The 15,850-nt window shown below is 37.2% G+C and carries 15 protein-coding genes; 13 read left to right on the top strand and 2 right to left on the bottom strand.

The annotated features are described in order from the left end of the window. Positions 1–8 precede the first annotated feature (8 nt). Together ACOB82_RS11090 and ACOB82_RS11085 are read right to left on the bottom strand one after the other, a co-directional pair. Positions 9–908 carry a sulfotransferase family 2 domain-containing protein gene (locus tag ACOB82_RS11090; protein ID WP_448213056.1) on the bottom strand — a complete coding sequence of 300 codons (900 nt, stop codon included), beginning with the start codon at positions 906–908 and terminating at the stop codon, positions 9–11. Continuing rightward, positions 901–2,214: a flippase gene (locus ACOB82_RS11085; protein WP_448213055.1), complete on the bottom strand. Its 1,314-nt coding sequence runs from the start codon at positions 2,212–2,214 to the stop codon at positions 901–903. The genes ACOB82_RS11090 and ACOB82_RS11085 overlap by 8 nt, the downstream gene beginning before the upstream one ends. Positions 2,215–2,661: 447 nt before the next feature. Between ACOB82_RS11085 and ACOB82_RS11080 the strand changes: the two genes are divergently transcribed. From ACOB82_RS11080 to ACOB82_RS11020, 13 genes are all read left to right on the top strand, one after another. Next, entirely contained in the window at positions 2,662–3,474 is an 813-nt protein-coding gene (locus ACOB82_RS11080; protein WP_448213054.1) for a nitroreductase family protein, read from the top strand. Next, positions 3,474–4,616 carry a polysaccharide pyruvyl transferase family protein gene (locus ACOB82_RS11075; protein ID WP_448213053.1) on the top strand — a complete coding sequence of 381 codons (1,143 nt, stop codon included), beginning with the start codon at positions 3,474–3,476 and terminating at the stop codon, positions 4,614–4,616. The genes ACOB82_RS11080 and ACOB82_RS11075 overlap by 1 nt, the downstream gene beginning before the upstream one ends. Positions 4,617–4,707: 91 nt before the next feature. Next, positions 4,708–5,100 carry an adenylyltransferase/cytidyltransferase family protein gene (locus ACOB82_RS11070; RefSeq protein WP_448213052.1) on the top strand — a complete coding sequence of 131 codons (393 nt, stop codon included), beginning with the start codon at positions 4,708–4,710 and terminating at the stop codon, positions 5,098–5,100. 6 nt (positions 5,101–5,106) lie between these two features. Then, on the top strand, positions 5,107–5,601 hold the full coding sequence (gene pssD, locus ACOB82_RS11065; RefSeq protein WP_448213051.1) for a PssD/Cps14F family polysaccharide biosynthesis glycosyltransferase: 495 nt from the start codon (positions 5,107–5,109) through the stop codon (positions 5,599–5,601). Then, positions 5,598–6,767 carry a PssE/Cps14G family polysaccharide biosynthesis glycosyltransferase gene (pssE, locus tag ACOB82_RS11060; RefSeq protein ID WP_448213050.1) on the top strand — a complete coding sequence of 390 codons (1,170 nt, stop codon included), beginning with the start codon at positions 5,598–5,600 and terminating at the stop codon, positions 6,765–6,767. Before pssD ends, pssE begins: the two co-directional genes overlap by 4 nt. Further along, a complete protein-coding gene (locus ACOB82_RS11055; protein WP_448213049.1) occupies positions 6,767–7,636 on the top strand; it encodes a glycosyltransferase in 870 nt (289 codons plus the stop codon). Before pssE ends, ACOB82_RS11055 begins: the two co-directional genes overlap by 1 nt. Beyond that, positions 7,637–8,680, top strand: a complete 1,044-nt coding sequence (locus tag ACOB82_RS11050) for a glycosyltransferase family 4 protein (RefSeq protein ID WP_448213048.1) — start codon at positions 7,637–7,639, stop codon at positions 8,678–8,680. A gap of 46 nt (positions 8,681–8,726) precedes the next feature. Beyond that, the gene (locus tag ACOB82_RS11045; RefSeq protein ID WP_448213047.1) at positions 8,727–9,683 is read left to right on the top strand and encodes a GNVR domain-containing protein; all 957 of its coding nucleotides are present in this window, start codon (positions 8,727–8,729) and stop codon (positions 9,681–9,683) included. Between the two features lie 11 nt (positions 9,684–9,694). Further along, positions 9,695–10,996, top strand: coding sequence for an O-antigen ligase family protein (locus ACOB82_RS11040; protein WP_448213046.1), 1,302 nt, complete (start codon positions 9,695–9,697; stop codon positions 10,994–10,996). Next, the gene (locus ACOB82_RS11035; RefSeq protein ID WP_448213045.1) at positions 10,989–12,236 is read left to right on the top strand and encodes a lipopolysaccharide biosynthesis protein; all 1,248 of its coding nucleotides are present in this window, start codon (positions 10,989–10,991) and stop codon (positions 12,234–12,236) included. The genes ACOB82_RS11040 and ACOB82_RS11035 overlap by 8 nt, the downstream gene beginning before the upstream one ends. Beyond that, positions 12,223–13,029: a hypothetical protein gene (locus ACOB82_RS11030; RefSeq protein ID WP_448213044.1), complete on the top strand. Its 807-nt coding sequence runs from the start codon at positions 12,223–12,225 to the stop codon at positions 13,027–13,029. The genes ACOB82_RS11035 and ACOB82_RS11030 overlap by 14 nt, the downstream gene beginning before the upstream one ends. A 12-nt stretch (positions 13,030–13,041) precedes the next feature. Beyond that, entirely contained in the window at positions 13,042–14,217 is a 1,176-nt protein-coding gene (locus ACOB82_RS11025; protein ID WP_448213043.1) for a CDP-glycerol glycerophosphotransferase family protein, read from the top strand. 35 nt (positions 14,218–14,252) lie between these two features. Next, the gene (locus ACOB82_RS11020; protein WP_448213042.1) at positions 14,253–15,677 is read left to right on the top strand and encodes a D-glucuronyl C5-epimerase family protein; all 1,425 of its coding nucleotides are present in this window, start codon (positions 14,253–14,255) and stop codon (positions 15,675–15,677) included. Positions 15,678–15,850: the final 173 nt, after the last annotated feature.

Here is a 15,850-nt window from a genome sequence, read left to right as displayed (position 1 = left end):
AATAATACTTATTTGTCAGCCGCCATACTCTTAGCTGCTAAATAGTTTTCTTGCTCCACTTCACATAGTGTTTGGAGCTTTTTTTGAATGCTTTTATCACTAAAGTAGTCCAATAGCTGTATTTTTACTTTCAGCTGCCATTCAGAACTTAAATCATCTGCACTATTTTTATTCCCAACTTTGATTGTTCTACCTGTGAGCAATTGAAGGTTTTGCTCAAACTTATCTAGTTCATTTAAAAAGCCTACTAGTGCAAACTGCTTAATATTATGGCTAAATTCTTGTTGCATAGCTTTAGCTTCATCAACATCCTTTGGATACCTGCCACAAATAAACATAGTGTTGGTGTTTGCCAGTTGCCAACCTCGCTTGCTGGTTAAAATGGTATTGGCTTCATTAATTAAGTCATCGGTATTGAACTTGTTGGGTAGCATAAACGGATGAGTATTGGTTAATTTGTTGAAGATGTAATTTGATATAAACCGTTCAACTGGATCTCTTAATACCGTAACAAATTGGTATTTTGAATGATATTTTTGCAGCAGTTCAGTGTTAACCGTTACATGGCCGCTAATATATTGCCAATTTTTAGCAAGGTAGCCATCGAGTATTTTTGATAAAAAAGCAGCATGATGCTCGCTAAACTCATAGCTGCGCTCAGCACTGTCGATAGCTTTACCAAAACTCGCTTGGCTAGCAATTAGGGTAGTGTCACGATCAATGCGGCGTTGACCTGGAGCTGCAATAGCCTTTCTAAACGCTTGGTCAATTGATATACCGCCCGATTTAGCAATATGAATGAACGCAACATTAGGGCCGGTGTAGGGCTGTTTAGCTATCGGGTATAAACTGGCATCATAACCATTGCGCTGTAATGTGGTTTTAATTAAGTTTTTGAAGTTAATCATAATGTGCTGTTTGGCGTTTAACTATATGAAGTGGTACTAAAGGGCTAATTATCATTGCTTTGGTCATTAGTTTGGCAAACGGCCTTGTGTGGGTTGATATGAATAGGCTGAAATAACTAGCTACTGCATATGAAAACACTGTAGCCCAAGCGGCTCCGACACCGCCAAAATTAGGAATTAACATTAAATTTAGCGATACGTTAATTAGCGCGCCAATACCATGCGTTATTAAACTGTATTTGAGTAGGTTATGAATAATTAACCACTTACTAAGTAGTGCTCGTTGAAAAATAAATATTGTTGCAAAAATATGTATACTCAAAATATCGGCACTTTGAAGGTATGCTTCACCATATATTATTGTTATTAATGGCTTAGCAATTAGGTAAGTTACTAGACTCAATAAAATTGCAATAAACACTAATGAAGATAAAAATTGTCGCAATTTTTGATTGAAACTATCAAGCCCTAACTTTCTCAACTTTATTAATGTGGGGTTATAGGCATTTGCAATAAGTACTGGGAAAACATACCAAAACTCTGATAGCTTTGCGGCAGCCGCATAAAAGGCTACTTCTTCACTATTGACCATATTTGCTAGCATAACCTGATCTATCTTCATATAAATTACTGCAGCAATTCCTGAAAGTAATAACCACTTACCTTTGCCTAGTAATACTTTGATACCGTGATGCGTTATTTTTCGTTTAACTATATGCTGTGAACCTTGGTTGCGGTATAGCAAGTGGTAGCTAAGTCCAATCATTAAGTACTCTGCACATACGACCGTAATTAGCCAATTTATATTCGCTGTTTGAATAATAAGTAGTAGCTTTGTTGCATTCGTGAACAAAGTAATAGCAAGTCTTATTTTTAACGGCCCTAAAACATTTTGCTTTGCTAAGAAGTAGTATTCGTAAACTAATAATATATTGAAGCTTTGAAATAGAATTAGTGAAAATATAGGCCAATCCAGCGTTGAATTTTGATTGAATAAAATAAGTGATGCTGACCCAAGAATAATAGCTAGAATACTTCCTGCAAATCTTACAATGAGTGCCGACTTTACGTAAAAGTGACTATTGTTTGGGTATTTAACCACATATTTTGTCACTATATTATTTAAGCCCATCACGCAAAGAGGAGCGAATATCGCTGCAAAAGATAACATGTAAGAGTAATCGCCAAAAAGCGTAGGTCCACCAATCCTTGCGAGTAAAACACTCACCAAAAAGGCAAGGCCAATGGTTATTATTTTTTCGGCGATTAATAATGCACTATTTTGTGCATTTTTTGATAATTTCATTTACAACTTGAACAGGTTCTATCAAGTAAAACAGTAATATACCACTTTTAATAATTTAAATAGACTTAGATTTTAAATTAGCTGGCTGTTGCCTTGGGCATTGGCTAAAATGGCGGACTTGCTTTATTGAGCATAAAGTAATGAAACTCTAATTCTTTATATGAAAACAATTATTTAATGAAGTCGATATTAAAACGCATTCTTCCATCTAATTATTTGTTAAAGCTAAAGCGGCTTTGGACCAGTGCTGATAACATTCTAGTTCGATTAGCCGCTAAGCACAGACTACTTAGTAGCGCTTATTACTTATTGTTTAATGGTAAGTTTCACAGAGAACATCATTCGGTAATAGCTGGTCGCCTCAGCTATATAAAATCTTTAGAGAATCTTTCTGAATCTAGCACTTTACTAAGGCGTAATACCCATCGCCTTGAAAAAGGGTTGATAATGCAGCCGAGAAAACCTGTATTTGCAGAAGCGTATATTGAAGAAACCGTTGAAATATACGTGCGTTGTTGCCATCAAGAGCAGTTTTCTAAAGAAGAGTTAAAATGGGCGCATGATGTGCTATCAGAGTATTTTACTGTAGTAACTCATAGTGATTTGATAGCAAACGCTTACAAGAATTTTTTATCTGTGCCTGAAATGCTGTTTGTTGAAGGTAAGACGCAAGAGCACAGTATGTGTAAGCCATATCAAAGTAGCCAGAGAAAGGTTACCGATATTAGTTCTGAGCAGCTGTTTGAATTTTTCAAGCAACGTCGTTCCATACGTTGGTTTGAGAAAAAGCTTGTTGAGCAGGATAAAGTAGCCGCAGCAATAGAAATGGCTTCGCAAGCACCTAGTGCATGTAATCGCCAACCATTTCAGTTTTATACCACTACGGTTGCTGAAAAAGCGGCTGAAATCGCAGCAATTCCTATGGGGACAAAAGGTTTTGCCGAAAATATTCCTGCGCTAATTGTGGTGATGGGAGATTTGTCTAGTTACCCTAAAGAGCAAGATCGCCATGTTATTTATATTGACGGTGGTCTAGTTGCCATGCAGTTAATGCTGGCGTTCGAATCAATGGGCTTATCGACTTGCCCGATAAATTGGCCTGATATAGAGTCGAATGAGCGCAAACTGTCGAAAAGGCTGAAGCTTAAGGCGTATCAACGCCCGATTATGATGCTGGCTGTGGGTTACGCCAAAGATACTGGTGGCATTCCTTATTCTCAGAAAAAATCAGCTGATCAACTTACCAAGGTTATTGAATAATGCTTATTGAAATTAAAGGAGTTCAATTCGTCAATAAAGGCGCTGAACTAATGCTGTACGCAATTTTAGATAAAATAGATCAGTATTGGCCAGATGCCGAAATATGTATGGAGCCTAATACGAATTCACCATTTGTTAAACGAGGGAAAATTGGCGCCTACCAAAAGTTACGTTTAGTCAAAAACCGTTTTGACTTTAATGGACTAAGTTATTATTTACCCCAAAGTATACGTAATAGCCTTAAAAATAATTTTGGCATTGTTACAGAGCCTGATGTTGACGTGATCTTAGATGCCTCAGGCTTTGCTTATGGTGATCAATGGAGCTATTTGCCATTAAAGCAGATTAGTTCAATTGCTAACCGACTTCGAAAAAAAGACAAACGCTATATTGTTTTGCCACAGGCGTTAGGCCCTTTTACTTCACTTAAATTAAAGACTGCAGCAACCGAGTTTTTTGAAGCAGCCTCAATTGTTTTTGCAAGGGACACATCATCTTTTAAACATGTCAAAAATTGCTCAAAACTAGCAAATGTTATTCAAGCGCCAGACTTTACTAATTTGCTCAAACCAGAATTACCAGAAGCATATAATCACTTAACGGGTAAGGTCGCGATTATTCCAAATAGTAAAATTTTAAGTCAGAAAAACCCTGACAAATATTGGCGTGAAAGCTATGTAATGTTTCTTGTAATGCTTGTACAAAAAGCGCAGGAAAAAGGAGAGCAGGTATTTCTTCTTAACCATGAAGGTGCGAGTGATCAGCTTATTTGCGATGAAATAAACAATGCGCTAATCAATGAAGTTCAGATAGTTACTCCTGAAAATAGCTTAGACGTAAAAGCCATCATAGGGCATTGTAGATGGGTGTTTAGCTCGCGTTTTCATGGTTGCGTTAGTGCATTTTCTCAAGCAGTTCCATGCTTGGCAACGTCTTGGTCACACAAATATCAGGAGCTATTTGCTGATTACCAACAGGAAAAGTGGTTGGTTACTCAGCAATATTCAAGCGAAAAGTTAACGCGATTTTTATCTGACTTTATTGATGCTTATGACCAAACAAAGCAAACCTTAGCTGTTCAAGCTGATGTTGAGCAAATGAAAGCGCTAACAATGTGGGAAACAGTGACACAGTTAGTTTAATAGTGCGCATTATTTCTGTGGTTTTAATTACAGTGAAAATTCTCTAAAATACGCACCCTTTTTGAAATTTTATGTTGAGATTACTAACTCTATGTCGAGAGTAATTACGTTTGGTACGTTTGATATTTTTCACGTCGGTCATTTGAATATTTTAAAGCGTGCGGCAGAACTAGGTGAACATCTTATTGTTGGTGTTTCAACAGACGCCTTAAATTTTAGTAAAAAGTCTCGTTATCCTATTTGTCCACAGCATAGTAGGGCAGACATTATTGAAGCTTTGCAATGTGTAAATGAGGTATTCTTTGAAGAGTCTTTAGATCTAAAGCGTCAATATATTTTAGAACATAAAGCCGATATTCTTGTAATGGGAGATGACTGGAAAGGGAAGTTCGACGAATTTAATGATATATGTCAAGTCGTTTATTTACCGCGTACACCATCAATTTCTACTACTGAACTTATTGAAATTGTAAAAGAAAGCTAACTACATATGAGTAAAAGCAAACAGAATGTCGTTCTTTTAGTTTTTGGTAAAGGTGGCCATACCGCTCAAATGGAGCGATTTTTAAATGCGCAAACAGAGGCGTTTGAAAATACACGTTATATTGCTTTAACTAATGCTGACAAAATAAATAAACGTATTAGCGATACCTTCTATTGCATCGAAGCAAGAGATAAGTACTCCTCTTTTAAAAATATTTTTTATCTTTTGGCGTATACGTTTGTTTCACTTTTCCAAATGCTGAGAATTTTAGCTAGCTATAATGTCATCGGTGTTATTTCGACAGGACCAGGCATGGCAGTTGTGCCTAGTGTTATTTGTCGGTTACTAGGAAAAAAAGTCATTTTCTTTGAGTCTTGGTCAAGAGTTACTGAAAGATCAATGGCGGGAAGAGTGATGTATCGCATTGCCAATGTCTTTTTTATTCAGCACAAAGAAATGGAATCATTGTATCCAAACGCTAAGTATAAGGGGCGTTTGTGAAAGTCTTTGTTACTGTAGGGAATACCCATTACAATAGCTTGATTAAAGCTGTTGATAATTGTTTCTTAGAAGAGCGATTTCAGGTTACCGTGCAATTGGCAGACGGTAGCTATAAGCCTAAAAACCACCACTATATCGACTATACCAACAACATTGCAGATGAGTTTGAAAAAGCGGATGTGGTAATTACTCATGCTGGCGCTGGCACTATTTTTGACTTATTGAACCGCAATGTGAAAGTTGTTGTTGTGCCTAATTTTGAACGTATTGATAGCCATCAAAAGGATCTTGCTAGCTTCGTTCAACGCAACCAATATGCCCAAGTCTGTAATGACTTAACGCAATTAGAAGAGAATGTTAAAACGGCATTGGCAAGCAATTTCTTGCCTTACGAATATCAGGCATTTAATGGCTATGATCTTATTGCGGAAGTTCTTTGTTTGGTGCCTAAAAAAGAAGAAGTTGTGGCCGGTATTCCTGTTAATTTATTTGGCTCAATTCAAGAAGCTGTCGATTTTATTCTTGAAGATGATGGTACTCCACACTTCGGCAGTGCAATCGCCATTAACCCTGAAAAAATCATTTATTCAATTAAAGACGAGCAAGTGCGCAGTGTCTTAATGAATGCAAGTATTCGGTTTGCTGATGGTATTGGTGTGGTAAGTACCTTACGACGAAAAACTGGACAAAAAATTTCACGAATTCCTGGGTGTGAACTTTGGGAAAGTGTGATGGAAAAAGCAGGGAGCACCAATGCCAAAGTATTTCTTGTTGGCGCAAAGGAAGAAGTTATAAGCCAGACAAAATCGAAGTTAGAAACGCAGTACGGAGTCACTGTTTGTGGATACCAGAATGGTTACTTTGATGATGAAGCGCTATTAATTGATGACATTGTCAAGCTACAGCCACATGTAATCACAGTCGCCTTGGGGTCTCCAAGACAAGAAAAGTTTATTGCCAAGTGTAGAGAAAAGTGGCCAAACGCATTTTATATGGGAGTTGGTGGCACTTATGACGTTTATACTAATAATGTAAAACGGGCACCAGCTTTTTACCGTAACTTAAACCTAGAGTGGTTTTATCGACTGATTAGTCAACCTACTCGAGTGATGAGGCAGCGGAATTTATTAACGTATCTATGGCTAGAATTCGGACGTAGATTGTAATGGCTCAAAATAACCCGCTAGTAACTGTTTATATACCAACGCATAACCGCCTTGCTCTTTTAAAAAGAGCGTTAGCTTCTGTATTAAAGCAGACGTATACCAATATAGAGTTAATTGTGGTTAATGATGGCTCGACAGACGGGACATTTGAATATTTAGAAACTTTAGATATACCTAGCATTACATTAAAAGTCTTTCATCAACCAAACGCACAAGGTGCATGTGCTGCACGTAATATTGCGATTGCCCACGCTTCGGGACAATTTATTACTGGATTGGATGATGATGATGAATTCACGTCTGATCGACTTGCAAACTTTATTAAATATTACGATGAAAATTATGCTTTCGTCTGCACAGGTTTTTATTGGCATTATGGTAAAAAAGCTAGGTTGGTTGACCATAAAGCAATGGTAATAACTTTAGGTAAGCAATTAGACTATAACTATGCTACTAATCAAGTTTTCGTTAATACCGAGCGTTTAAAGGCAATAGGTGGCTTTGATGAAACCTTCTTGGCTTGTCAAGATTACGACACTTGGACTCGTTTGATTCAAAAGTTTGGACCGGCAAAGCGCATCAGTGGTGCAAGTTATATAATTCACCGTGGTGATGAAGTTGAGCGAATTTCTGCTTCAGAAAACTGGTTGAAAGGACATCAACAATTTTTAACTAAATTCTCTAATGTGATGTCACGTCGTAATTGCATCAATCAAGAATTCAAATCACTTTCAGCAAAGCGACAAGTTTATCCACTTTTTAGATTAGTAAACCATCTTCGTTATGGGCTAGTGTTAGCGAAATTAAGATATTGGTTATCCTCGAATTTTACTAATATTGCTGCACTTCGCAGGAAGACTTTAGAATAAATGAAAAAATTAATTATTGTGACCACTAAAATAGACGGTGGTAAAGGTGGTATTTCATCGGCATTAGCAGGTTATTTAATTGGCCTAAAACGTAAAAATGTTGAGTATATTGTTGTTGAGTCGCATCGAGATGATAAAAGTAAGCTTATGCAATGGGCTAAAGCTTTTTTCAAAACTACCATGCTTTCATTTAAATATCGTAAAAACGCCGTGTTTTGGTTTCATGGTGCTCAGAAAACTTCACTTATTAGGAAGTGCACACTAGCCATTTTTCCTCGGATATTAGGCGCAAAAACTATTTTGCACGTGCACTCTCCAGCATTTGCAGGTTATTTAGACAATAATCGTTTATTCACAAAATTCATATTGCTACCTTATAAATCCTTAATTGCATTAACACCTTGGTGGAAATCCCTACTAATTAAGAAGGGTATTACAAAAGATATTGTGGTCTCTGCGAACCCTAATAGTGATGAATATAACAATATTGCTACAAAGAGCTTGAATAATGTCGTAACACCTAAATCTTTGACAGAAGAGGTTACCATTTTATCTATGGCGAGGATGGTAGAAGGTAAAGGTGTCGAGCTAGTTATTCAAGCGTTGGCAAAGCTTGAACCACGATATAAATTGAAGGTGGCTGGAGATGGTCCAAAATTATATGAATATAAGCAACTCGTGCATGAGTTAGGGCTTGAATCCAGGGTTGAATTTTTAGGTTGGATCAATGGTGATGATAAAAAGTCTTTATTAAGCTCGGCAGATATATTTTGTTTGCCATCAACGTATGACTCTTTTGGTATGGTATTTATTGAAGCAATGGCATTCAATTTACCTGTAGTCGCATACGGCTGGGGGCCAATTCCTGATGTAGTGACTGATGATGTTGGTTTATGCTGTAAATCTGCAACAGTTGCTGAGGTGAGCCGTTGTATTGAAACGATAGCAAAAAACCTATCAAACTATACAGGCAAAGGGCCTCAAAGAGTGATTGATAACTATACATCTGATATAGTCGCCGAAAATATCATAAAACTTTTGTAAATAGCTCATAAAAGTAGCTTATTTCATTCATTAAAATTGCGTAGGTTTGAATAATATTATTATGGAAAGCAATATTGCACGTAGCAACACCGAAGAATTAACTCTATACGGATTATTCTCTCTGTTTATCAAAAATTGGCTAACGTTAGTCATTTCAGGGTTTTCATTTGCTGTAATCGCTTTGATCTGGGCAATTAATCAGCCAAATGTTTATACGGCTCAAACTTTATTAATGCCTACTTCAGAGGATAGTGGTGGCTTAGGAGGCTTAGCGGGCAACCTTGGCGGTTTAGCAGCTATGGCTGGTGTTAGCTTACCTGAAGGAAAAACAGATAATGTAAAGCTTGCTTTAGAATTAGTAGAGACTCAATCATTTTTAGGTTCATTTATCGAAGATAATGATTTGATTGTGCCAATTATGGCTGCAGAAGGGTGGGACGAAGCGAGCAATGAGTTAATTATTGATCCAGATAAATATGATGTTAATACAAAAACTTGGGTCAGAAAGCCTAAATTACCACGAAAAGTTATACCAAGTACTCAAGAAACTTATGAAGCATTATTAAAACTTATCACCGTTGAGCAAGATCCTAAATCTAAATTTGTTAAGCTAAGTGTCGACTTCTATTCTCCTTTTATAGCGGCTGAGTGGACTCAAAAGTTAGTCGATAAGCTTAATCAAAGTATTCGCCTTCGAGATAAGCAAGAAGCCACAGAAAGCATTGCCTATTTAGAAAAACTTTCACAAGAATCGAATGTTTATGGCTTGCGTAATATGTTTTCTAGCTTAATGGAAGAACAGATTAAGTCGCGGATGTTGGCAGAAGTTCGTATTGATTACGTTTTTAAGATTGTTGATCCTGCTGTTGTACCTGAACTGAAATCGAAGCCTAAGCGCTCAATTATTATTGTAGTTGCTGGTTTTTTAGGTGGTATTGTTGGCATCATTATTATCTTATTTAGGACTGGTAGGCAGGCTCATATCGCAGCCAATCAGGGGTAGTTCGTTTTCATATGAACGGACCTTTCGCTTCTGTTTATCGAGCTGAACTCTTTCCTTCAGCTCGATTTGCTTTATTTCAAATAACCTTTTTAATGCTCGGCTTATCATTATTAGTCGACGCAGTTAATGGCTTTTTCTTATCAGGCATGGGTTTTGAACCAAAACTTTCAGCCATGTTTAAGTTATTATTACTAGGGCTGATCCTTTATCAAGTAGGCAGCATTTCACAAAAAGCTTTGGCATGGTCATTGACAACTTTTCTTCTATTTTTGCTTGGTCCTATCGCTACTTTTATTGATAGTCCCAATATCACCGGCTTTTTTGATGACTTTAGCTCAGCACTAAAAATATTAACTGCACTGTTGGTGTTTGTTTATGTATGCCTTATGGCTGAGCATTATCCCGAATACGTTGATAAATATGGCAAACTGGCGTTGAATTTTGCTTTTGTCGTATTGCTCGCCAATATCGTACTTGGTGCGCTAGGTTTTGGGTTTTCTAGTTATGGTAACGCAGAGCAAGGTGAAGAAAGTGCAATTGGTGTAAAAGGCTTTTTTTATGCTGGAAATGAAGTAAGCGGTGTATTTGTTATTTTATATGGTGTTTTTCTGCACTTATTATGGCAGCAGAAAAAGTGGCTATATATGCTTTTTGCGCCAGTAACTTTGGTTTCCGGATTATTGATCGCTACTAAAGCTGCGATGATGGCCGCGGCATTACTGGTTTTTGCCATACCTCTGATGAATGAACGCAAAAAGTTACTCCACCTGACTCCTTTAAAATTAAAGCTTGTTGCACCGCTAATTATTGTAGGTGCAACTTTGGCTGTCGTGTTAATTCCAATTTTTGAGTCTACAGGGTTACTTAACCGCTTTATTTGGTTTTATGAAAAGAAAGGTGTAATCGGCATAATTTTATCAGGGCGGGATGAATTTATTATTAATATGATGCGTGTATTTGAATACTACGCGTCAATTACCGATGTTATTTTTGGTTTAAGTAAAACGGGCTTGGGTCAATTGACTAAAAATGCCATGGAAATTGACCCTATTGATATGTACTTATGGCATGGTTTAGTTGGGCTTGGGTTCTTTTTATTAAATGTGACGGTCTTTTTACGCACCTCATATTTAGCAACTAGAGAAAGTAATAGCTTGTGGGGACCTTGTGCGTTAATTATAAACATTACTTTAATCGGCATTTCTTTTGTTGCGGGGCATATTTTTACTTCAGGGATGTTAGCCCCACTATTTGGGTTAGTTAATGGCTTGGCGTATGCAGACTTGATTAGGAATAAAGGCCAACGTGATTAAGCTAACAAAAGAAAAAGCTAATGTATTGGTTTATATGGCGACCGATATGCTGGCCAAAGGTATTCCCTTTTTATTAATCCCTTTTTATACCGCCTATTTGTCACCTGCTCAATTTGGAAATATTGCCATTTATAATGTTGTTGTTGAAATTGCGATTATTTTCGTGGTTTTCGGTGCGAATTCATACTATCGAGTCGAATACTTTAAAATTGATGATAAGTCACAATTGTTTAAACAGTTGTTTCGAAATATCACCTTAACTTTCCCCGTTGCAATAGCATTAATCTCTATCTACATTTTGACTGGGATAAACCCAGGCAATCAACCTTGGTTTTGGTTGACGGCAGCAGTATTTATAGCCTTATTCCAAAGCATAATTTTAATGTTTTTGGCAGAGTTCCAATGCCAAGGCAAAGCGCTTAATGTAGGTTTAGTAAATCTAGCGGCTGCACTTTCAATTGCTATTATCACTGTAGTCTTGTTGTCATTATCATTTGATGAGGAAGCTCGTTATTGGGGATATTTTCTAGGTTCGTTTATCGCGATGTGTTTAGCGGGGTATTTAATTAAAAGAAACAATCATCTCACCGCTACCTCAACATCTAGCGATATTGGTTTTTCTAAGCCTGCATTATCGTTTGGTTTTGGAGTCTTGCCTCATGCGCTTAGTTGGTGGGGAAGAACGGGTATGGATCGCCTGTTAATTGCTAAATTTGTTTCGGTTTATCAAGTCGGGTTATATTCAATTGCTGCACAAGTAAGTTTGATTGTTATTGTATTTGCTAATGCGGCAAACCAAGCATTTACACCTAAATTTATGGAGTTGCTGGCAAACCAACAATATAAACACAGCTTTAAGTTATGCCTGCAAGTGATTGCTGCTTATTTACTTGTGGCTGGCGGTATTGCGTTAATATCTCCACTATTATTTGCTTGGTTTATTGACGAACAGTATCATCAAGCCTTGGCATTCCTACCATTAATGTGTGTTGTCGCCTTTTTTCAAGCGACCGTAGCAATTTTAAGTAATTTCTTATATTTCTTTAAGCGAGTGAAAACCCTTTCGTCGATAACATCGTTGACTTCATTACTACATGTCTTGATTGCATTTCTAATAGTGAAAGACTTTGGAATACAAGGCATTATTTATTCATCTATAGCAACCTATGTGTTGTCAGCAGCGGCAGTTTTGTTAGTGATACTGCTGCTATTAAAGCGAGAAATTAATGGGCAAAGTTAGTTTATTTGAGCGGCTTTATATTGCGATTGTTAGGCGTCTAGGCGCTGTTGTTCATAAATGTCGAGATGCTTTTTACCAAAAGCGCAATACAGATAAACCTAAACTGCTTATTTTTACCGACTCTCGCGGTTATGAGGTTGTGCACCCATGGAACCGAAAAAGTGCTTACGCGTCATATGTTGGAGAGTTGTGTAAAAAATATCATGTAGAGCATGTTATTTGCCCAGAGTTTAGCACTACAGTTATTGATTTTTTATATGAATATCAGCAAAGAGTTGCTGCAGGTAAGCAATATGATGCGGTGATTGCCCATGTTGGGGTAGTCGATTATTCACCGCGCCCTGTAAGTATGTTAAACGACATGATGAGAACCAAATCGCATAAAATTAAAGCACTTTTTCCAGAGAGTGAATTTGATTTTTACCAATATCATGGCGAGCAGTTTGCAGAGCTTTATTTTGGTAAGCCAGTTAAAAATTTTTATTCTGAAGCGTTTTTAACAGAGCAGGTTTTACCACAATTATTAGCCATTAATAATTTGATTATGATTGGCTGCAGCCCGGTATTGGAAAATTGGCGAGGAAATTATTGGCGTGATAGACCGCAGAATATGAATATGATTTTGTCTTATTCTGCACATTGCAGAGCTAAACTAGAGCACTTTATTGATTTATCAACTTGGTCAGAGTCTGATATTAAAGCCAACACTATAGATAATATCCACTTAAGTCAGTCAGGTTTTGATGTGTGCTTAAAACATATTAATAAACACTTAAAGCAACTTGGTTTATAAAAGGGAGCTATTGTGTTGCATCAAATTACCAAATTTTTAGCATCAATCATTTCTGTGTTTATTCCAACTAAGAAAAACATCTTTTTATTTGGTTCATGGTTTGGCAATAAATATGGCGATAATGCTCGCTACTTCTTTGAATACGTAGTGAAAAATCACCCAGAAATTGAAAGTTATTGGGTGACAAAAAGTGATGAAGTTTTTCAGCAATTAACTACGCAAAATCTACCTGTTATCAAAGAGAAAAGTTGGCTGTCACTTTGGTTGCATCTCAGATCAAAAGCCGTATTTTGTAATACCTCTCATGAAAGCGACTTATGGGGAAGGGTGCTAAATTCTCGTACAGTAGTGTTTAATTTATGGCATGGTACACCAATTAAAAAAATAGGCTTAGACGCTATTTCAGATGACATTTCAGCAGAAAAGCTTGGCGTAAGTTCACGAACTACCTTGAATCAACTTTTACCAAAATCTTTATACTTAAAAATCAAATCATTCGTTAATAAGCGTACTTATTTTTTAGCGAGCTCTGAGGAGATTGGTAATATTTTGCAATCGGCGATGGGAGTAAAAGCGAGTGATATTATTGTGGAAGGTTACCCTAAGCTAGATCATTTGATTAACGCTAAAAAGTCTATTGCTAATGGGCAATTGCTTTATGCGCCAACTTACCGCGGGGTTTATAACAGCGAAAGTGATTTGTTGGCTGAATTTGGTTTTGATGCACAAGCGATAAATGATTGGCTTAGCGTTAACAATAAAGAACTCACTATCAGATTGCATCCTGCCAATGCCTTGCCACAATCAGTTATTACCGGCTTAAAAGGGTTTGATCGGATTAAAGTAGGAGATACCAGAGATCTGTACGAAAGCCTGATTGATTATGAATTGGTGATCACCGACTTTTCGAGCTTGTATTACGACTGCTTAGCGATCAATGTGCCTATTGTGTTAGCGCCTTTCGGTCTAGAAAGTTATATAGCTAACGATAGGGCACTTTATTTTAGTCCAGATGAGTTGTACCCATACCAGAAGGCAGAAAATTGGCCGCAATTAATTGAGGTATTGACGAACAGGTTTGAACATCCCGTTGAGCTTAGTGCAGTGAAAGAACGTTTTTATGTTGAAAAGGAAGGGCTAGCAAGTAGTAAGCTTTTTACCAAGGTCATATCTAAGTTACATTTATAGAGCGAAACCAAAGTTAGTTATTTTTAAGGGATTTTATGTATAGGTTTTTATCCACATTAGTATTTATTTTGATTCTAGCAGGCTGTAATTCTTCGGAAAGTCAACCAGAAGAAACCAAGCCACCAATTATTGAAGAACCAAAAGATATTGTAAGCCTACCGAAAGGAAAAGTAGGAGTGTATCCATTAGGAGAGCCTGGGCTTAGCAACTTTTTTGCCGGCCTTGAAAGAGATAATAATGGTATTATTTTGATGGATGCACACGGTCATTCTGGCAGCTATGAACCAGGTATGATTGCTAAATTTGCAATGGCAACGTACCGTAAATACCTCAGTGGAGGAGACGATTCTCGAATCGAAGAGGGATTAAAGCATACTGACTGGCTAGTTGATAATATTCATTGTGATGGCAACAAAGGTTACTGGTTGTTGGAAGCCCCATTAGACAGCTTAGTTGTATGGGAAAGTCCATTTAAATCAGCAATGACTAATGGTCTTTCCATTTTTGCACTGACGCAAATGCTTGAACATACAGACAAGAAAGAAGAGTACTTAGCTACGATCGAATGCGCCTTAAAAGCATTTAGCTACGATATTTCAGATGACGGGGTTAGCTCGATTACCGATGAATACACTTGGTTTGAAGAATATGCCATGGAGAGTCGCTCTAAAGTACTGAACGGTGGCATATTTGCGTTAACTGGTGTTTGGGCAGCAAAAGAGTATTTGAACTCAGAGTATGCAGCTAAATTATTTGACAAAATGGTAGCAGCATTAGAGTTAAGAATTGAAGAATATGACTATGGTCATACAACGCTTTATCATACTAATTATGTGACGGGGAAATATACTGATTTTGGTCGACCTGTGCATGGTCAGTACAATGAAATACATGCACTGCAATTGCAATGGCTTTATAGCGAAACGGGCAGCGAAACGTTGCTTAAAAAAGCTAAGCACTTTTATGGCTATGAAAGCTACGAAATAAAATCAGTTACTAAGAATGGCGTGGATTTACCCAAAATGACTGATCCCTATAAGTATCACTCCTATGATGTATTTACCGCTAACGATGAATTTAAAATAGAGCTTAAGCCGAACTTACCACTGCAAGAAATTCATTTGTTTTATTATGGCTACCATACAACACTACCAGAAATTTCAGTTAGTAATAGTCAGGGCGAAATTCAAAGCTTACAAACTAGTGATGTAAAGTATTTTCAAGATAATAATCACCATACCTCTGTGGGAATATATAAGTTAAAAAGCTCAAAGGACTTTATTGGTAGTATAAAGGTCGAGTTTGGTGGTTTTACTTATACTGATAACTACAATCGAAACTTATTAAGGCAAGTCGAAGTGCTTACTGATGATCAAGACTACTTTTGGCAGAAGTACGCGCAATGGGCTAAGCAAGGGGGATGGAAGCAAAACTATCCGATTAACTTTGTCGTCAATTAATATGTATGTAGCACTACATCATAGCGAAATAAAAGCCCCAAAATGGGGTAATGCCGTTCACTTAAGGTGAGCGGCATTTCTTTTTATAGGGTACCGAGCGGGTCGTTTCTTCACACATCGAGGAAATATTCTTTGCCGCCGGGGCTCTAAGATAAGGCTTTCAGCCATACCGT

This window comes from Colwellia sp. MEBiC06753 (assembly GCF_053470325.1).
Note: the sequence above shows the minus strand (reverse complement) of the source record. Positions and strands in the feature narration are given on the sequence as shown.